The organism is Enterococcus gallinarum NBRC 100675, assembly GCF_001544275.1.
In the GTDB taxonomy this organism is placed as follows: domain Bacteria; phylum Bacillota; class Bacilli; order Lactobacillales; family Enterococcaceae; genus Enterococcus_D; species Enterococcus_D gallinarum.
In genome coordinates, this window is sequence record NZ_BCQE01000004.1 from 153,668 (window position 1) to 172,885 (window position 19,218).

Here is a 19,218-nt window from a genome sequence, read left to right on the forward strand (position 1 = left end):
AAACAACTATCTGCTGATGTTTATTATATTAGAGAAATTCACAAGGACAAATAAAAAAGCTTGAAATCAATGACCGATCAAAAATCGACATTGATATCAAACTTATGATTAAAATTTGCGAAAACGTTGATAACGCTCAGCAAGGAGTTGGTCGATATTCTTTTGTGCTAGAGCAGCGATCTTTTTGGTAATTGCCGATCGCATTTCCGCGATCACTGTCTCTTTCGACAACAGTTCACCGTCGATGGTCTCAGGGATCACTTTTTCGATCACTCCTAGCTTGTGCAACTCTTGCGCTGTTATTTTCATGAGTCCGGCAGCTTCTTTCGCACGGCTTCCATCTTTCCAGAGGATCGATGCGAAGCCTTCCGGGGATAAAATCGCATAGATAGAATGTTCCATCATCCATACTTCATCCCCTAAAGCCAATGCCAAAGCTCCACCACTGCCGCCTTCGCCAATAATAATTGCCAAGATTGGTACTTTTAAATCTGACATTTCTAAGAGATTGCGCGCAATCGCTTCTCCTTCGCCACGCTCTTCAGCGCCGACGCCGCAATAGGCACCTGCTGTATTGATCAATGTGATAACAGGCCGTTGAAACTTCTCCGCTTGTTTCATTAGCCGCAACGCTTTTCGGTAACCTTCTGGATGAGGAGCACCAAAATTTCGTCGAAGGTTTTCTGGCAGGTTCCGCCCTTTTTGGATACCGATCACTGTCACAGGTTTCCCATCTAAGGAAGCGACCCCGCCCACAACAGCTTCATCATCGGCATAGAGACGATCCCCATGGAATTCCTGAAAATCGCTAAAAACATGTTCAAAGTAATCAAGTGCCGTCAAACGATCTTTGCTGCGGGCTAACTCAACGATTTCATGTGCCGCTTCAATCATTTGTCATCCACCCCTTTGTCGTATGCAATTTAAGCAATTGGGAAATTCGTTCCCTTAATTGTGTCCGTGGAACGATTTGATCGACAAAACCATGTTCCAACAAGAACTCTGCTTTTTGGAAGTCTTCTGGCAGTTCTTGTCGAATCGTTTGTTCGATCACTCGTCTCCCCGCAAACCCAATCAATGCCTGCGGTTCAGCGAGAATCACATCTCCTTCCATTGCAAAACTTGCTGTTACGCCTCCGGTAGTTGGATCTGTCAAGACTGTCAAATAAAATAAACCGGCTTCACTATGACGCTTCACTGCTGCAGAGATCTTAGCCATCTGCATCAATGAGAAAATCCCTTCTTGCATCCGTGCACCACCAGAAGCAGTAAATAATACAACGGGTAAGTTCTTTGCGAGCGCTCGCTCAAACAATCGAGTGATTTTTTCACCTACGACAGTTCCCATACTTCCCATAATAAAGTTGGAATCCATGATTCCTATTGCCACAGGTTGCTGATTGATTGTCGCTTCTCCAGTTAACACAGCTTCATGGAGACCAGTTTTTTCCTGTACGGAAGCTATTTTTTCGAGATAATCAGGAAAGTCGAGAGGATCTTCTGTTTTCACATCTGTATCCCATTCTTCCAAGCTTTTTTCGTCGATCGTTAATGCGATTCTTTCCCAGGCACTGATACGGAAATTATAGCCGCAATGAGGACAGACTTTTTCTGCGCCCATTTCTTTTGTATATAAGGTCCGTTTACAGCTGGGACATTTCGCCCAAAGATTGTCGGGCACTGTTGGTTCGTTGGCAGGTGCCTGGCCGCGATTAGGATTGATGCGAATGTAATTCTTCTTTTTAAATAAAGCCATTCTCTTCCCTCCTATTGTTCAGGCGTCCAGTTTGGCAAGAATTCCTCTTGTAAAAAGGCTGTGTTGTAGTCTCCGGCAATCACTTTTGGATGACCGATCAGATCCATTTGGAATTCTGCATTCGTCACTACACCCTCAGTCACTAATTCAGCCAAAGCTCGTTGCATTTTCATCAATGCTTCAAATCGATTTTCTCCATGAACAATGACCTTTGCAATCATCGAATCATAGTAAGGAGGAATCGTATATCCAGAGTACATAGCACTATCCACACGAACCCCCAGACCTCCTCCAGGTAAAAACAAATTATGAATTTTTCCAGGGGAAGGAGCAAAATTAAAGGCTGGATTTTCGGCATTGATACGACACTCGATGGCAGCACCTTGCATTTTGACATCTTCTTGTTTGATATCCAGCGGTTCGCCGCTAGCAATCTCAATTTGTTTTTTTACAAGATCGATATTGGTCACCATTTCTGTGATCGGATGTTCGACCTGGATTCGAGTATTCATTTCCATGAAATAGAATTCGCCAGCTTCATCCATCAGAAATTCGATTGTACCAGCATTGCGATAGCCAACAGCCTGAGCGGCGCGCACTGCTGCAGCTCCTAGTTCTTGACGTTTACTAGCTGATATTACGACCGATGGCGATTCTTCCAAAACTTTTTGATTGTTCCGTTGTAAAGAACAATCCCGCTCGCCTAAGTGAATGATATTCCCAAAAGAATCTCCTAAAACTTGGACTTCAATATGTCGTGCGGGATAAACGATTTTCTCAATATACATTTCATCATTACCAAAAGCGGCTTTTGCTTCTTGCTGAGCGGAAGAAAAATGCTGCGGCAATTCTTCTTTTGTCAATACTTTACGTATGCCTTTCCCACCACCGCCTGCTGCTGCTTTAAGCATCACTGGATAGCCAATTTCTTCAGCGATCGTCAATGCTTCTTTCACATCAGAAATCGCTCCTTGACTGCCGGGGATCACTGGCACTTGTGCTTCGATCATCAACCGTCGGGCATTGATTTTGTTCCCCATTGCATCGATTGTTTCACTCTTAGGACCAATAAAGACAATATTGCATTCTTCACACATAGATGCAAAACGGCTATTTTCTGATAAGAAACCAAATCCAGGATGGATGGCTTCAGCTTTGGTAACGATCGCGGCGCTTAATATTTGTTGCACATTCAAATAAGAGTCTGCTGCTTTCGCCGGGCCAATACAAATGGCTTCATCGGCAAGTTCTGCATGTAACGCTTCTTTATCTGCTTCTGAATAAACTGCGACCGTTTGGATCCCAAGTTCGCGGCAAGCACGTATAATGCGAACAGCGATCTCACCACGGTTAGCTATCAATACTTTAGAAAACATTTTTCACCTATCCAATCATGAAGGTAAGTTCTGCTTCTGCAACTTTTTTGCCATCAACATAAGCAATCCCTTTGCCGATTCCTGCTGCAGATTTTACCTTGAGTATTTCTACTTCTAAGATCAATGTATCTCCTGGTGTTACTTTTTTGCGGAATTTTGCTTTATCAAGTCCGCCGAAATAAGCTGTTTTACCTCGAAAATCCGGTAAAGATAAGAGTGCAACTGCACCCGCTTGGGCCATTGCTTCAACGATCAATACACCAGGCATGACTGGTTCATGCGGAAAATGACCTTGAAAAAAAGGTTCGTTGATGGTCACGTTCTTCTTTGCTACCACACGTTTTCCTTCTTCTAGTTCTTCAATGCGATCCACTAAGAGCATAGGATAGCGATGGGGAATGATTTCTTTGATTTCTTGAATTGACATAACTGACATAGCTTACCCTTCTTTCACACGGAATAATGGTTGATCGTACTCAACGATCTGCTCATTTTCAACTAAGATTTCAACTAATTCGCCATCAACATCGCTAACAATTTCATTCATTACTTTCATGGCTTCAACGATACAAAGGACATCCCCTTTTTTGACAGAATCGCCGATTTGTTTGAATTGACTTTGTTCAGGACTGGGTTTTAAGTAAACCACACCCACTAAAGGTGAAACGATCTCCGTTCCTGCCATAATTGGCTCTGAACTAACCTCGACGGTTCCAGCTGTTGGTTGTACGCTTGGTACCGGTGCAGCTGAAGGGATGCTTTCAACTTTGACATCTGAACTCTCGGATGACACTTGACGGCCACTGAACGAATTTTTATTAAAATAAAGTTCGATGTTTTCTTTTTTGAGCTGCAATTCAGTCAAAGAGGACTGATCAAATTGGGAAAGCAGATCCTTGATTTCATTTGTTTCCAATTAAGCTTCCTCCCAACGTTTCAATAAGATGACTGCATTGTGTCCGCCAAAACCTAGTGAGTTACTCATTGCATACGTAATTTCTGCTGGCTGGCTTTGGTTTTTCACAATATTTAAGTCGATTTCAGGATCTTGTTCACGAACATTGATGGTCGGCGGAATAAATTGATGTTGCAAGGCCAAAAGAGAGGCAATTGCTTCGATTCCTCCTGCCGCCCCCAATAGATGTCCTGTCATAGATTTTGTACTGCTGACGTAAGGTTTGCGATAGTCGTCACCTAAACCATATTGGATCGATGTAGCTTCAGCTACATCATTAGCTGGTGTGCTTGTTCCGTGAGCATTGATATAGCCAACTTCGGCTGGAGTGATCGCTGCTTCAGACATCGCGAGTTTCATTGCTTTTCCAGCGCCTGAACCGTCAGGATTCGGTGCAGTCATATGGTAGGCATCACAATTGGCACCATAGCCAACAACTTCCCCGAGAATCTTCGCTCCGCGCTTTTGGGCATGTTCAAATGATTCTAAAATCAAGACCCCAGCACCTTCTCCCATCACAAACCCGCTGCGGTTCTTGTCAAATGGTGTGGATGCTTTGTCTGGATCAGATTCCGTTGTTAATGCCGTTAAAGAAGCAAAACCAGCGATACCAATCTCACAAATCGTTGATTCAGATCCGCCAGCAATCATCACGTCTGCATATCCATGTTTGATATTGCGGAAAGCTTCACCAATCGAATGAGTACCGGATGCACAAGCAGAGACCGTCGTTGTACAAATACCTTTTGCCCCCACACGCAATGCAATGTTTCCTGCCACCATGTTGACGATCGACATGGGCACAAACATTGGAGACACACGATTTGCGCCTTTTTCATGCATTCGAATCACTTGGTCTTGAATAGTTGGCAAACCTCCAATACCTGATCCGACCATGACACCGAATCGATCGGCATCTAACGCTTCAGAATTCAAACCCGCCATTTCCATTGCTTCAAGGGCAGCATAGATCCCATAAATCGAAAAAAGATCCATCCGTTTCGTATCTTTTTTGACAAAGTATTTTTCTAGTGGAAACTCTTTGACTTCAGCTGCTACTGAAATCCCTGTTCCACTGGCGTCAAATTTGGTGATGGGGCCAATCCCATTGGTTCCATTTTGCAAACTAGCTAAAAATGTTTCTGGATCATTCCCAATCGGGGAAGTCACACCGTATCCTGTAATAACTACTCGATTCATAAGTATCTCCTTTCTATCCTTGCATGGCCATTCCGCCATCTACGCTGACGACTTGACCTGTGATATAAGCACTTTGGGCCAAAAAGACCGCAGCTTTTGCGACATCTTCTACAGCACCAAATCGCTGCAACGGAATATTATTGATCGATTGTTCTTTTACCTTATCAGAAAGAACTGCGGTCATCTCCGTTTCAATAAATCCTGGTGCGATCGCATTACAGGTAATGCCTCTAGCCGCTCCTTCGCGGGCAACTGATTTGGTAAAACCAATCACGCCAGCTTTGCTTGCTGCATAATTTGCTTGACCAATGTTGCCAGTCAATCCTACGACACTAGTCAAATTAATGATACGTCCTTCGCGTAGTTTCATCATCTTTTTGAGAGCTAATTGCGTCATGTTGAAGGTTCCAGTCAAATTGATCTTCAATACACTTTCAAATTCTTCTGGTTTCATGCGCAACAATAACTTGTCATTGGTGATCCCTGCGTTGTTGACTAAAATGTGGATCGGTCCTAATTCAGCTTCCGCTTGTGCAAGCATCGAAACAGCTTGATCGTAATCGGATATATCACCGTTGACTGCGATGCATTTCACACCAAAACGGGTAATCGTCTCTATAAGGGTTTGAGGTATCTCTTTCCGCCCGTTCAATACGATATTGGCTCCTTCTTTGGCAAATGCTTCTGCAATGCCAAAGCCGATCCCTCTTGAACTACCAGTAATAAAGACATTTTTATTTGTCAGTTCCATAAATTCCTCCTAATCAAACCTTGAAAGTGTGTCAAAAAGTGTTTGAGCATCTTCCACTCTCGAAGCAGCAATGGTTTTGTCGATTTTTTTCAAAAAACCGGTCAATACTTTTCCTGGACCGATCTCAATCATCTGCTCAATTCCCATTTGTTTCAACTGCTCGATGCTTTCATAAAAACGCACTGGTGATTTGACTTGCTTCTCTAATAAGTCTTTGACTTGTTCTTGTTTCATAGGTTTCGCAGTCGTGTTACTGATCACCGGCACCTGTAAATCTTTGATCTCAATTTTCGCCAGCTCTTGAGCAAGTTGTTGAGAAGCGGGTTCTAAAAGTTTCGTATGGAAAGGGCCGCTGACATTTAATGGAATCATTCGTTTGGCTCCTGCCGCTTGCAATAACTGAACGGCTTGGTCAACAGCCGCTACTTCACCACCGATGACAATTTGCTGCGGCGTATTGTAATTAGCTGGCGAAACGATTCCTACTTGGCTAGCTTCTTTACAAATCGCCTCAATGGTTTCAGCCGGAGTATTCATCACAGCGACCATTTTACCCACACCCTGCGGTGCGGCATTTGCCATAAACTTGCCGCGTTTTTGCACGAGGACTACAGCAGTTTGAAAGTCTAATGCGCCGCTTGCTACTAATGCGGAATATTCACCTAAGCTCAAACCGGCTAAAGCATCGGCTTGGAGACCTTTTTCTTTTAACAAACGCCAAAAAGCCACACTGACGGTTAAAATGGCTGGCTGCGTATATTCAGTTTGATTCAAACGGTCATTTTCAGTAAAACATAGTTCAGTCATATCATAGCCGAGCATCTCACTTGCTTCCGCAAAGGTTTGTTGAACACTTGATTCTTGCTGATATAACTCCTGACCCATTCCTACATATTGGGCTCCTTGACCGCTGAATAAAAATGCTGTTTTCATTTTAAACTCCTTTTTTGAACTGAAAGATTTTGGAGAAAATGGCATCTTCACTCGCAGATCTCAGCGAGTGAAACACACTCTTTCTATTACAAGGAAAGGCTAGGCTGTTTGCCTAGCCTCGTTTTTTATGCTTGTTGTTTTTCAACGTATTTAACTAGATCTTCAACAGTTTTGATGCCGTCTTCAGTTTCGATTTTTACATCGAATTCATCTTCGATCTCGTTAATGATTTGGAAAAGGTCTAAGCTGTCTGCTTCAAGATCCTCTTGAATGTTTGTGTTTAATTTGATTTCTTCTTTTTCTTTTCCTAATTCTTCTGCTACGATTTCTTGAATTTTTTCGAATACCATGTGTATATTCCTCCAATGTGTTTTCTTCAATATTGATTGTGAACAGGCTATAAAGCTGCCAGCATGGTCCCCCATGCTAATCCGCCGCCAAAACCTGAGAACACCACTTTTTGTCCGCTGCCTAAAGACAGCGTGCCGCGTTTCACTTCTTCATCTAACAAAATCGGAATTGAAGCGGCTGAAGTATTGCCATAAAATTGCATATTTTGCAAAAACTTATGTCGCGGGACCTTCAATTTCCGAGCCACTTTATCTAAGATTCGGGAATTGGCCTGATGCAACAAGTAATAATCTACCGTTTCATGCTCACTGATTGCTTTAATAGATTGAACGACATCGCGTGTCGCAAAATCGAAAATTTCACGGCCAACCATCTGCATACAAGCACTGTATTGGGTTGACGAACTTCCGTAAGGATTTTTATTTTCAACAAAACCTGATGTCAGAGAGAGTCCTCTGGTTCCATCAGACTGCAGTGATTCCTTCAAGAGGTGCTGATGGTTGGTTGCTTCTAAAAGCACCCCGCCTGCCCCGTCTCCAAATAAAACTGCGGTTGAACGATCTTCCCAATCCAAGACCTTTGACAGGACTTCACCGCCAATGACGAGCCCTTTTTTAGAACCGGTCCGAATCAATTTTTCTGCTAAAGACAATGCATAAACAAATCCGGCACAAGCTGCGCTGATATCAAAAGCAAAAGCTTGATGGGCGCCAATATTCCCTTGAACTTGGCAGGCAACTGCCGGTGTATTGAAATCCGGGGTGATGGTCGCTACTAGGATAAAGTCCAATTCATCTGGAGCAAGTCCCCCTGATGCCAAAAGCTTCTTAGCAACATTCGTACATAAATCGGAAGTATTTTCTCCATTACTGATTCGACGTTCTTTGATTCCTGTACGTGAAAAAATCCAGTCATCTGATGTATCCATAATTTCTGAAAGTTGCTGGTTCGTCACGATTTGTTCAGGAACATAGCTTGCGGTTGCGGTAATCTTTCCAAACATATTCATCCGTTACACTCACTTATAATCTTGTAAAAAGTCATGCAGATTTTTTAAGGCTTTAAGTAAAGCTTGTTCTTCATCCGTAGACATCTGGCTTAGAACGCCTTTGACCATCTCACGGTGAAAATGTTGATGTACCCGATAAAGCAATTTGCCTTTTTTTGTCAACGCAAGTTTGACTACGCGTCGATCGTCTTCACTGCGAATGCGTTCTACATATTCTTTTTTAACCAAACGATTGATTGCAATGGTGAGGGTCCCAACAGTAATAGAAAGCTCTTTAGCGACTTCTGAAGTTGTTTTCTTCTTGTACATGCCGATTGCTTCAATCGTATGCATTTCTGTGATTGAAAGATCTTTAAATTGTGATTTCTTTAATTCTGATTCTTCGATCACGAGAATGTCATTGAAGACACTGACTAAGTAGTCGTTGACCGTTTCTAAATTTGGTTCCATATCTTTCACCATCCGAATAGTTTGATAATCAAATCATTTGATAGTCAAACTATAAAGTAACTTTTAGAGAATTGCAAGAAAATTTTTTGATTTTTATTTTTTTTAAGCGCATTTTTATTTTCAGTATACTTTTCTAACCTTCACAAGTTTTTAAGTTGACAATTACCAGAGAATCGAGTAGTTAAAAATTGTTTTGATTATCAAAGATTTCTTACCTCATTTCACGAAAATGATTATCGTGTCAGATCATCACTTGTTCTGCACCTTAAATTTTGGTATCGTTGCAGTGTAGAAATGAGGTGATGGACATCAACGCGCGTATCGAATACTTAAAACAAAAAGCAAATGCGTTACCCCAAAAGCCTGGGATTTATTTAATGAAAGATTCCCATAGCGGAATTCTGTATGTTGGAAAAGCCAAACAATTGAAACAACGAGTTTCTTCTTATTTTCGCAAAAACACACAGCATACAAACAAAATTCTGCGTTTAGTTCACAATGTCGTAGATTTCGAAACAATTTTCGTAGACACAGAACTCGATGCGCTATTGTTGGAATGTCAGTTGATTCAGCAACATCGTCCCATTTACAACCGTCAAATGACCAACTTTCTTAATTACCAATACATCCGCTTTGATGCAGGAAACATCGTTCGAACAAATGAGGCAGCAGAGGATGCATTAGGACCTTTTCGCCGATCCAAGCAATTACCGGAAATCATTGAGATATTGACAGAAACGTATCAATTACCTTCTGTGAATCCTTATAAACTTCTCTCGTTATCCAAACAGTTGCCGTTGATGCAAACTATTCCTTTGGAAGAAAAACTGAATGAGCTGAAACTTTTCTTTCGTGCAGAAAGCAAGACAATATTTCACTATCTCGACCAACGATTGCATTATTTTGCGGAACATTTACTTTTTGAACAGGCAGATCACCTACTGTACCAAAAAAAATTGCTTCAATCCTTTTATCGAGAAATTCTCGAGGTGAATACTCTGATCGCTCTTCCAGAACTTCGCTTTGAGATTCCTCTTGAAGCTTCTCTTGCTGCCGATTCATCACAAGTAAAAGTCTATCAACTCTCTTTTGGACAAATCATTCATAGCGAAGTTGTATCAACCTCTGATGCTTTTGCTCCAGCGCCTTTAACAACAGCTAAACGATTGCTGCCAACAGACCTTGACCCTCTACATATAATTTTGCGTCAATTAAGACAATTAAACTTTGTGCTCTCAAATACCTAGACGCTCAAATGATTACAACAAAAAACCAGCGCTCCTTAAAAAGGAACGCTGGCAATGCGTATGGCATTTTTCATCTGAACGCTGATACGTTTATTGGATCAAATCATAAATTTCCATGGCTACAATATCAATATTATCAAATTGATAAGGCTGACTTGACTCTGCTTCCGTTAACTCAAACGTTTCTGTGGTGTTATCGTAGGTCACGGTGCATTTTTCTACGCCTTCTTTTTCGAAACGGCGAACTTGAACCTCATTGTCTTGCGCTTCGACCATCGCTTCTAAACGTTTGATGATAGCGACTAATTGCGAACTTTTCATTCGTAAGCCTCCTTTTTCTGTCCGTTATATTGTATCAAATCATATTCTATCTTGCATTGATTTTTTACAATTTATTTTGTCATTTTAAGATTTTTTTCCATCTTGCCACCAAAGCTTAATCAGGGCTTGAGTCCCATCACTTTCATAGCCTGCTTCCGCTAAGCGATCGTACATTTTTTTTGCCAAAGCCGTACTTGGCAAATCCAGTCCCATTTTCGCTGCTTCATCAAGCGCGATACCTAAATCTTTGATAAAATGTTTGACAAAAAAGCCAGGTGAAAAATCTTCTTTCAAAATACGGGGGCTGTAGTTGGCCAATGACCAGTTTGCGGCGCTGCCACCAGATAATGTCTCAATGACTTGCGGAAGTTCTAAGCCTGCTTTATCGGCATAGACGAGCATCTCAGTCATTCCAGTCATCGTGCCGGCAATCATGATCTGATTGGCCATTTTTGTGTGCTGGCCTTTGCCGGCAGAGCCATGAAGATGACACGTTTTTCCGACAATCTCAAATAGAGGTTCAACTTTTTGATAAGCTTCCTCGTCACCACCCGCCATTATCGTCAACGTTCCATTTTTTGCTCCAAGGTCACCACCAGAAACCGGCGCATCAATACTTGCCGCACCATGCTCTTTTGCCGTTTGATAGATTTGTTCTGCTAATTTTGGCGTACTAGTTGTAAAGTCAACTAAATATTTTGCCGCAACATCGGTTTGAAAAATTCCCTTTTCTCCATAGTAAACTTCCTCAACATCTGCAGGATAGCCGACCATTGTGAAAACAACTTCACTTTCAGCAGCAACTAATTCAGGCGTATCACACCAAACCGCTCCCTTAGCAACTAATTTGTCTGTTTTGCTTTTTGTACGATTATACACATTTACATGATGTCCGCTTGCTAAAAAGTGACCGACCATTGATTGGCCCATGACACCCGTTCCAATAAAACCTAGCTTCATAGTCATACCTCCAAAAATAAAAAAATTCACGTCTTTAGTATACGCTAAAAACGTGAACTTGACTGCAATAATGTTTAATCAATTGTTCGTTTAAATGATTTCAATTTGACTTTGAATTTTTTTAATGTTTCTTCGGTTTCCTTGTCTAGGCGTTCTGTCTCATAGTAAGCGATCATATCATGGTAAAAAGAAAGCATCGATTCACCAAAGTGTGCTGCAGAGATTTCATACATTTTTCGCGCTAAGACACTTTCATCCCTAGGAATCTGCTGTTGATAATAATGAATAAATGCTGAAGCAAAATCTTGATCGGTGTCAAAAGTCACACCAAGAGATGGATCATCGATCAATGTATTTAAATAATCATTGCCTTCAACCACTAAAGGCGTACCTGCTGCCATTGCTTCTGTATACGTCAGTCCTTGTGTCTCTGAAGTAGAAGCACTGACGAAGAAATCTGCTGCATGATAATAGATGGCTACTTCATCATTTGCAACCTCTCCAACAAAATGAACATGGTCAGACAAGTTCATTTCTTGAACTTTTTCTTCCAATTTTTCTTTGTAAGGCCCTTTGCCCACGATCACTAATTTGGCTGAAGGAATTTCTGCTAGAATATCAGGCAGTCCATCAACGATCGCTTGGATATTTTTCTCATAAGAAATACGACTCAATGATAATAACATTGGCTGGTCTTCTTCAATCGCCAATTCTTGACGCAAGGCTCGTTTCATTTCCAAAGTGATATCCGGACGGCGAAATTTCTCTACCTCGATGCCAGTGGGAATGATGCGCATCGGCGACACAACGCCATAACTGCGTAGTGTATCGATGACCCGTTCACTCGGGCAGACAACCCCAGTAGAATGATTGGCAAACAGACGAGAGAAATACTTTACGTGTGTCGGTCGCAAAACTTTTCCTTTCGCAATATAATGCAGATAATCTTCATACATTGTATGATAGGTATGAATCACAGGAATCTGTAGTTTTCGACCCACCATTTTTCCCAGTAGTCCCGCACCAAACTCAGTATGGGTATGAATCAGTTCTAGTTCCAACTCTTTCGCAATCAAATAGGCATACCACATGCCCCGCACCACGATTCTACGGTCTTTGAAAGACACGAAAGGCACACTAGGCATACGAATGATATCTTCCTCATCCATTTCTGCATTTGGATCTGTAGTCGTAAAGATATAGACCTTATGGCCCTTCTTTTCCAACTCTTCTTTTAATGTTTTGATCGATGTCGCTACACCGCTCACTTGTGGAAAATATGTGTCTGTAAAAAATCCGATTTTCACAACGGTACCTCCAAACTTGCCGTCAATCAACGGGTTTTTCTTCTAAAACGCCTTGATAAACTTTCTTTAACTCTTTTCCAATTTCTTCAATACTCCGTTCTGCAGCTGCCTGATAGCCAGCAGCTGACAGATCTGGCACACGACCTTCTACGATGTTAGCAACTTGTTCAACGAACTCATCAACTGTCCGTCCCATATAAGAATTTTGATTTTCTTGCAACCAACCATGGTAAACAGGAATGTCACGCACTAAAACTTTCTGCTTACTAGCAAGCGCCTCTAACACAACGATCCCTTCTGTTTCTTCATAGGAAGGAAAGAAAAACAGATCTGCTCCAGAATAGGCCCCCTCAATGACATCTCCTTTGATATAGCCAGGGAAAATAACATTTTCAGGATGGTTTTCTTTCACGAGATCTCGAACCGCTTTAGGGATCGTATACATAGGTGTATGTCCAAACCAAATAAAAGTATACTCTGGCATGCGGCGAGCAATCTCAACAAAATCGACAATTCCTTTTCTCTCAAAATACAAGCCAACAGAAATAATCACTTTTTGATCCGCCGCCAATTGGAAATAGTCACGAAAAGCCTGTTCTTTTTTTGGTTCCGGACGATATTTGTCCAAATCAATCCCATTAGAAATCGCACAGATCGGTACCCTGATGCCATACCCTTCCAATAGTTCTTTTGCGTAGGGCGTTGGGGTTATCAATTGATCGGCTCGGGAATATAAATTGATCAAATATTTTTTGTATAATGGCGATAACTGGTTTGAGCCGATAAATGAATTTCGAAAATCTTCTTCGGTCGAATGCGCATGGTAAATTACCTTTTTGCCTTGTTTCCTTGCTTTATTGATTTGATTCAACGAATTGATCCCATAGGTATTAATATGAAGTATATCATAATCCTCAGCTTGTTTGTCTAATGTATATTCAACACCGATACTGCTCAGTGCACGTTGCTGATGCGCAAGTGCTCTGCCGATACCAGATTTCTCTAAAAGCTTTTCACTTTCAAAATAGAGAAGTACTTTCAAACGAGATTCCTCCTTCTAAACTGTTACATCTAGTATAACATAGCTAGACGAGAACACCCTCCAACTCAAGGCCTAGTTTTTGTATTGATTTCTATCATACGTCAAAAAGCCGGTTTATCAAAGGTCATCAAAACAATATGACAAAACTGTTCGTCCCAGACCACAAAAAAAGCAGCAAGCGAATTCGCTTGCTGCTAACTTTGGACTACTTTACATATTGATTGATCAATTCGACTACTTCTTCCATCGTATCGCAATCTTCCAAAGCACGTTTTGCTAATTCTTGCATGTCAGTTGTCGACAAGCGTTTCATTAAGCTCCGTGTTTTAAGTACAGAAGTTGCGCTCATAGAGAATTCATCTAAGCCCATACCCACTAGAAGTGGCACAGCAGTTTGATCGCCGGCCATTTCTCCACACATACCAGCCCATTTACCTTCAGCATGTGCTGAATCGATTACGTTTTTGATCAAACGTAGAATAGATGGGTTATATGGTTGGTAAAGATATGAAACTTGTTCATTCATACGGTCTGCAGCCATTGTGTATTGGATCAAGTCATTGGTACCAATACTGAAGAAGTCTACTTCCTTGGCAAATTTGTCAGCTAAGACAGCTGCTGCAGGAATTTCGATCATGATACCTACTTGAATATCTTCAGAGACGGTTACGCCTTCATCGATCAATTTTTGACGTTCTTCTTCGTACATTTTTTTCGCAGCACGGAACTCTTTCAATGTTGCCACCATTGGGAACATAATCCGCAAGTTTCCGTGAGCAGAAGCACGTAACAGCGCACGAAGTTGTGTACGGAACATGCCGTCACCCAACTCAGACAAACTGATACGCAATGCACGATAGCCTAAGAATGGATTCATTTCGTGTGGTAATTTCAAGTAAGGAAGTTCTTTGTCCCCACCGATGTCCATTGTACGAACAACGACTGGTTTACCAGCCATTCCTTCAAGAACTGCTTTGTATGCTTCATATTGGTCATCTTCTGTAGGAAAATCAGGAGAATCCATGTACAAGAATTCTGTCCGGTATAAACCGACAGCTTCTGCACCATTGTTATGAACACCTTCAAGATCTTTAGGCGTTCCGATATTTGCAGCTAATTCAAAGTGCTTGCCGTCAGCTGTAACGGTTTGAGCATCTTTCAATTTTTCCCATTCTGCTTTTTGTTCTGCGTAAGCTTTCCCTGCTTCAATAAATTCAGCAGCTTGGTCTTCAGTAGGATTGATGATAACATCACCTAAGATTCCGTTAACTGCCAGAATATCGCCAGCATTCACTTTAGCTGTGATTTCTTTTGATCCTACGATTGCAGGAATTTCAAGAGATCGAGCCATGATTGCTGAGTGAGAAGTACGTCCCCCGATATCAGTTACAAAAGCTTTAACGAAGTTGCGGTCTAATTGCGCAGTATCACTTGGTGTCAAATCGTGAGCAACGATAACAACTTCTTCGTTGATCATTGAAGGATTTGGCAACGTCACATTTAGCAAATGTGCCAAGATACGTTTCGCAACGTCTTTGATGTCCGCTGCACGTTCTTGCATGTATGCATTATCATCCATTGCTTCAAACATGCCGATATACATGTCAGTGACTTCTTTCAATGCAGCTTCTGCATTGACTTTGTTATCTGCCATGTTTTGTTTGATTTGTCCGATCATTTCAGGATCTGACAGAACCATTAAATGAGCATCAAATACTTGTGCTTCTGCCTCGCCTAAAGATTGCGCTGCTTTGTCACGGATTTGTTGCAATTCCGCTGTTGACTTTGCTAGTGCTTCATCTAAACGAGCTTCTTCTGCTGCCGTATCTTCAACATTTACTTTTGAAAAAGATAAATCAGGTTGTACTAACAGGTAGGCTTTGGCAACGGCTACACCATCACTAGCAGCAATTCCTTTTAGCATCTCAACCATTATTCAGACAAACCTTCTTTTTTCATTGTTTCAACGATTGCAGCGATTGCATCTGCTTCGTCAGCACCTTCAGCAGTGATTGTAACGTCAGAACCTTGACCAACACCTAGAGACATAACGCCCATGATTGATTTAAGGTTTACTGATTTACCTTTGTACTCCAAGTTGATATCAGAGTTGAATTTGCTTGCTGTTTGTACTAATAAAGTAGCTGGACGTGCGTGAATCCCTGTCTCAGCAACTACGTGAAAATCTTTCTTTTCCATATTGATCAATCTCCTTTATGATACGGTTTTTTTGTGGTGAAGGCTTTTTTTGACTCAGTCAATTGTCAGACTCAAAAAAACGCCCTTTCAACTGTTAAGATTACCATTTTTTTCTCTGATAGACAACCGTTTTCTCTTAAGAAAACGACTGAAATGAACCTATATTTGTTTTTATGGTTGGTACCGATAGATGATCTTGCCATTCAAGCCAGCCTCACCGACAAATTTCATGCGGTCTTCCAATTTTAGCCATGCTTCTCGAAATAGCAGAAATTCGGATTGTTCTACCAGCAATTCGTTGATTTCTCCAGAGCGCAACTGTTCAATTTGTTCAACAAATCGATTTTCATTCATCTCTATCACCTCTTCATCTTCTCCATTATAAACGATTCTTTTTTCAGGGAAAAGTTGTTTCCGCCATCAAAGCTGAAATCCTTGCAGTCTGAAAAAAAAATTGTATAATAAAGTTATGGTCAGTAAAGGTCAATGAAACTTTTGACGATGCTGACAATTATTCACCGAATCTGCAAGTGTATCTTTTTACCATGAGTAAAAATCGCGGTAGAATGATAGACGAGCAAATGATAAGAAAGGTCGTGAACATATGCTTTGTCAAAACTGCGGTAAAAATGAAGCTTCTATTCATCTTTATGCCAATGTCAATGGTCAAAGAAAACAACTCGATTATTGTCAAAGTTGTTACCAAAAATTAAAAGCACAATCTGGAAATCCAACAAATATGATGGCTCAGGATCCCTTTGGCTTCGGAAATCTTGATGACCTTTTTCGACAAATGTCCCGCCAAATGCAACAAGGAAATTCACCTTATGAACAAACGCCTCCAACTCAAACTGGAGGAAATGGCGTAATCGGCGGACAACCTCCGCGCAATGGCCAAGCACCTTCGGGTCTTTTAGGCGAATACGGCATCAATATCACACAACAAGCTCGAGACGGCGGGATCGATCCAGTCGTAGGACGTGATGATGAAATTCGTCGGGTGATCGAGATCTTGAATCGCCGAACGAAAAACAATCCGGTATTGATTGGTGAGCCTGGTGTAGGTAAAACCGCTGTCGTGGAAGGTCTGGCACAAAAAATCGTCGACGGTGACGTTCCTCAAAAATTAATGGATAAAGAAGTGATTCGCTTGGATGTTGCGTCACTGGTTCAAGGAACGGGCATTCGTGGACAATTCGAAGAGCGGATCCAAAAATTGATCGAAGAAATCAAACAAGCCGAAAATGTCATCTTATTCATTGACGAAGTCCATGAGATCGTGGGCGCAGGGGCTGCTGGTGATGGCAACATGGACGCTGGAAACATTCTGAAACCAGCATTGGCTCGCGGCGAATTACAAATGGTCGGCGCAACGACATTGAACGAATATCGCATCATTGAAAAAGATGCAGCATTGGAACGTCGTTTGCAACCTGTCCGAGTCGATGAACCTTCTGTAGAAGAAACCATCAGTATTTTGAAAGGATTACAGCCTCGATATGAAGATTACCATCATGTAAGATATACGGATGAGGCAATCAAAGCTGCTGCTACCCTTTCCAATCGCTACATCCAAGACCGTTTCTTGCCTGATAAAGCAATCGATCTTCTGGATGAGACCGGCTCGAAAAAAAATCTGACTATTCAAATTGTCGATCCAAAAACAATCGACAAGAAATTGCAAGAAGCAGAAGAACAAAAACAAGCTGCTTCTAGAGAAGAGGACTTTGAAAAGGCCGCTTACTACCGAGATCAAATCAATAAGCTGCAAAAAATGAAAGAACGTCAAATCAGTGAAGAAGAAACACCCGTCATCACCGAAAAGGATATGGAGCAAATCGTTGAAGAACGAACGGGCATTCCGGTTGGCGAACTCAAAGAAAAAGAACAAACTCAGTTGAAAAACTTAGCTCAAGATCTGAAATCGCATGTAATCGGACAAGATGAAGCAATCGATAAAGTTGCTAAAGCGATCCGTCGTAATCGTGTGGGATTAGGAAAACAAAGCCGTCCGATCGGTTCATTCCTTTTTGTCGGACCAACTGGTGTTGGTAAAACAGAACTTGCTAAACAACTTGCCTATGAAATGTTTGGCTCTGAAGAATCAATGATTCGTTTTGACATGTCAGAATACATGGAAAAACACAGTGTTTCTAAACTGATTGGTTCTCCTCCTGGTTATGTTGGTTATGAAGAAGCTGGACAGTTAACGGAAAAAGTCCGTCGTAACCCTTATAGCTTAATTCTTTTAGATGAAATCGAAAAAGCTCATCCTGATGTTCTGCATATGTTTTTGCAAATCTTGGATGACGGTCGTTTAACTGATGCTCAAGGACGCACGGTCAGCTTCAAAGACACGTTGATCATCATGACAAGTAATGCCGGCACTGGAAAAGTAGAAGCTAATGTTGGTTTTGGAGCAGCTCGGGAAGGTGTCACACGCTCTGTCTTGAATCAGTTAAATAACTACTTCACACCAGAATTTCTGAATCGCTTTGATGGCATCATTGAATTCAAAGCATTAAGCAAAGAAAATCTGTTATCCATCGTTTCTTTGATGCTCGCAGATGTCAATCAAACCTTAGCCAATCAAAAATTGCATATTGAAGTTCCAGAAAATGTCCAAGAAAAATTGGTAGAGCTTGGTTATAGTGCTACGATGGGGGCTCGCCCATTACGCCGAACGATTCAAGATCATATCGAAGATGGTATCGCAGAATTTTATCTTGATCATCCTCAAGTCCATGATCTGCAAGCAACTTTGGACTCTGAAGACAAAATCATTGTGACAGCAAAAACAGTTGACACACCAGAAGAGCCCAAAGAACAAGGAGAACAGCCATCTGATGATGAGTAAAATCCTCGCTACAGCCAGACATCGCACCTTATTTGTCTAGATTTCTATGCCAGACGCCTGAATAACCTCAAAAAAACCAAGGTTTTCAAGCTGTCTGGCTTTTCTTTTTAAAAAAAACGCCCTATAATATTAATAAAAATACATAGAATGTGAGGTGAGTATGGTGAAATTGATCAATGTGACAAACAGCCATTCTCGATTAGTTATGAATCAGCTTGAAAATACCGATGCTGAATTGGTAAAAGTATATACTGCCGGAGACATCACAGTCATCTTTACTTCTGCCCCAAATCACAACGAAATATTGCTGATCAACAAAAAACGCGCAATCAAACCTACCGAAATTGAAGAAATCAAACATTACTTCTTGAAAAAATTACCGCCTGGTTCTTATGAACCTGATACAATCTCAGTTATTGAAATGCCCGATATCGTAGAAATTTCTATCCAAAAATCACTTTCTTCGCAAACCTAATACCAATGAACTCGCTAAAAAAATATCTA

The 19,218-nt window shown here is 41.4% G+C and carries 21 protein-coding genes; 3 read left to right on the plus strand and 18 right to left on the minus strand.

What is annotated here, in order from left to right; all coding sequences use genetic code 11:
• Positions 1–108: 108 nt before the first annotated feature.
• The 11 genes from EG2_RS02925 to fabT form a co-directional block, all read right to left on the minus strand.
• A complete protein-coding gene (locus tag EG2_RS02925) occupies positions 109–894 on the minus strand; it encodes an acetyl-CoA carboxylase carboxyl transferase subunit alpha (RefSeq protein ID WP_060813380.1) in 786 nt (261 codons plus the stop codon).
• On the minus strand, positions 887–1,756 hold the full coding sequence (accD, locus tag EG2_RS02930; RefSeq protein ID WP_060813381.1) for an acetyl-CoA carboxylase, carboxyltransferase subunit beta: 870 nt from the start codon (positions 1,754–1,756) through the stop codon (positions 887–889). Before accD ends, EG2_RS02925 begins: the two co-directional genes overlap by 8 nt.
• Before the next feature lie 11 nt (positions 1,757–1,767).
• On the minus strand, positions 1,768–3,132 hold the full coding sequence (locus EG2_RS02935; protein ID WP_003126352.1) for an acetyl-CoA carboxylase biotin carboxylase subunit: 1,365 nt from the start codon (positions 3,130–3,132) through the stop codon (positions 1,768–1,770).
• 7 nt (positions 3,133–3,139) lie between these two features.
• Positions 3,140–3,559 carry a 3-hydroxyacyl-ACP dehydratase FabZ gene (fabZ, locus tag EG2_RS02940; protein WP_029486743.1) on the minus strand — a complete coding sequence of 140 codons (420 nt, stop codon included), beginning with the start codon at positions 3,557–3,559 and terminating at the stop codon, positions 3,140–3,142.
• A gap of 12 nt (positions 3,560–3,571) precedes the next feature.
• Positions 3,572–4,048: an acetyl-CoA carboxylase biotin carboxyl carrier protein gene (accB, locus tag EG2_RS02945; RefSeq protein WP_060813382.1), complete on the minus strand. Its 477-nt coding sequence runs from the start codon at positions 4,046–4,048 to the stop codon at positions 3,572–3,574.
• On the minus strand, positions 4,049–5,287 hold the full coding sequence (gene fabF, locus EG2_RS02950) for a beta-ketoacyl-ACP synthase II (RefSeq protein WP_060813383.1): 1,239 nt from the start codon (positions 5,285–5,287) through the stop codon (positions 4,049–4,051).
• Between the two features lie 13 nt (positions 5,288–5,300).
• Positions 5,301–6,038 (minus strand): 3-oxoacyl-[acyl-carrier-protein] reductase, encoded by a 738-nt coding sequence (gene fabG / locus EG2_RS02955; RefSeq protein ID WP_060813384.1) that lies wholly within the window; start codon positions 6,036–6,038, stop codon positions 5,301–5,303.
• 9 nt (positions 6,039–6,047) lie between these two features.
• Positions 6,048–6,971 (minus strand): ACP S-malonyltransferase, encoded by a 924-nt coding sequence (gene fabD / locus EG2_RS02960; protein WP_060813385.1) that lies wholly within the window; start codon positions 6,969–6,971, stop codon positions 6,048–6,050.
• 125 nt (positions 6,972–7,096) lie between these two features.
• Positions 7,097–7,321, minus strand: coding sequence for an acyl carrier protein (locus EG2_RS02965; RefSeq protein WP_003126345.1), 225 nt, complete (start codon positions 7,319–7,321; stop codon positions 7,097–7,099).
• Between the two features lie 47 nt (positions 7,322–7,368).
• Positions 7,369–8,331, minus strand: coding sequence for a beta-ketoacyl-ACP synthase III (locus EG2_RS02970; RefSeq protein ID WP_060813386.1), 963 nt, complete (start codon positions 8,329–8,331; stop codon positions 7,369–7,371).
• A gap of 9 nt (positions 8,332–8,340) precedes the next feature.
• Positions 8,341–8,781, minus strand: a complete 441-nt coding sequence (fabT, locus tag EG2_RS02975) for a fatty acid biosynthesis transcriptional regulator FabT (RefSeq protein ID WP_005471259.1) — start codon at positions 8,779–8,781, stop codon at positions 8,341–8,343.
• A gap of 302 nt (positions 8,782–9,083) precedes the next feature.
• On the opposite strand from fabT, the gene EG2_RS02980 reads away from it, so the two are divergent.
• Positions 9,084–10,028, plus strand: coding sequence for a GIY-YIG nuclease family protein (locus tag EG2_RS02980; RefSeq protein ID WP_082709505.1), 945 nt, complete (start codon positions 9,084–9,086; stop codon positions 10,026–10,028).
• Between the two features lie 90 nt (positions 10,029–10,118).
• Here EG2_RS02980 and EG2_RS02985 read toward each other — a convergent pair whose 3' ends face one another.
• The 7 genes from EG2_RS02985 to EG2_RS03015 all read right to left on the minus strand — a co-directional run bounded on the left by EG2_RS02985 (position 10,119) and on the right by EG2_RS03015 (position 16,211).
• A complete protein-coding gene (locus EG2_RS02985) occupies positions 10,119–10,349 on the minus strand; it encodes a YkuJ family protein (protein ID WP_003126341.1) in 231 nt (76 codons plus the stop codon).
• Positions 10,350–10,433: 84 nt separating this feature from the next.
• Positions 10,434–11,309: an NAD(P)-dependent oxidoreductase gene (locus tag EG2_RS02990; RefSeq protein WP_060813387.1), complete on the minus strand. Its 876-nt coding sequence runs from the start codon at positions 11,307–11,309 to the stop codon at positions 10,434–10,436.
• A gap of 74 nt (positions 11,310–11,383) precedes the next feature.
• Complete coding sequence (locus EG2_RS02995) at positions 11,384–12,616, minus strand: glycosyltransferase family 4 protein (RefSeq protein WP_021149858.1); 1,233 nt, start codon at positions 12,614–12,616, stop codon at positions 11,384–11,386.
• A 22-nt stretch (positions 12,617–12,638) separates the two neighbouring features.
• Positions 12,639–13,658 carry a glycosyltransferase family 4 protein gene (locus EG2_RS03000; protein WP_060813388.1) on the minus strand — a complete coding sequence of 340 codons (1,020 nt, stop codon included), beginning with the start codon at positions 13,656–13,658 and terminating at the stop codon, positions 12,639–12,641.
• 205 nt (positions 13,659–13,863) lie between these two features.
• A complete protein-coding gene (gene ptsP / locus EG2_RS03005; protein WP_060813389.1) occupies positions 13,864–15,591 on the minus strand; it encodes a phosphoenolpyruvate--protein phosphotransferase in 1,728 nt (575 codons plus the stop codon).
• Positions 15,591–15,857: a phosphocarrier protein HPr gene (locus tag EG2_RS03010; protein WP_003126335.1), complete on the minus strand. Its 267-nt coding sequence runs from the start codon at positions 15,855–15,857 to the stop codon at positions 15,591–15,593. Before EG2_RS03010 ends, ptsP begins: the two co-directional genes overlap by 1 nt.
• Positions 15,858–16,028: 171 nt before the next feature.
• The gene (locus EG2_RS03015) at positions 16,029–16,211 is read right to left on the minus strand and encodes a hypothetical protein (RefSeq protein WP_060813390.1); all 183 of its coding nucleotides are present in this window, start codon (positions 16,209–16,211) and stop codon (positions 16,029–16,031) included.
• Between the two features lie 250 nt (positions 16,212–16,461).
• On the opposite strand from EG2_RS03015, the gene EG2_RS03020 reads away from it, so the two are divergent.
• The gene (locus EG2_RS03020) at positions 16,462–18,714 is read left to right on the plus strand and encodes an ATP-dependent Clp protease ATP-binding subunit (RefSeq protein WP_060813391.1); all 2,253 of its coding nucleotides are present in this window, start codon (positions 16,462–16,464) and stop codon (positions 18,712–18,714) included.
• Positions 18,715–18,877: 163 nt separating this feature from the next.
• Entirely contained in the window at positions 18,878–19,189 is a 312-nt protein-coding gene (locus EG2_RS03025) for a DUF1827 family protein (RefSeq protein WP_060813448.1), read from the plus strand.
• Positions 19,190–19,218 lie beyond the last annotated feature (29 nt).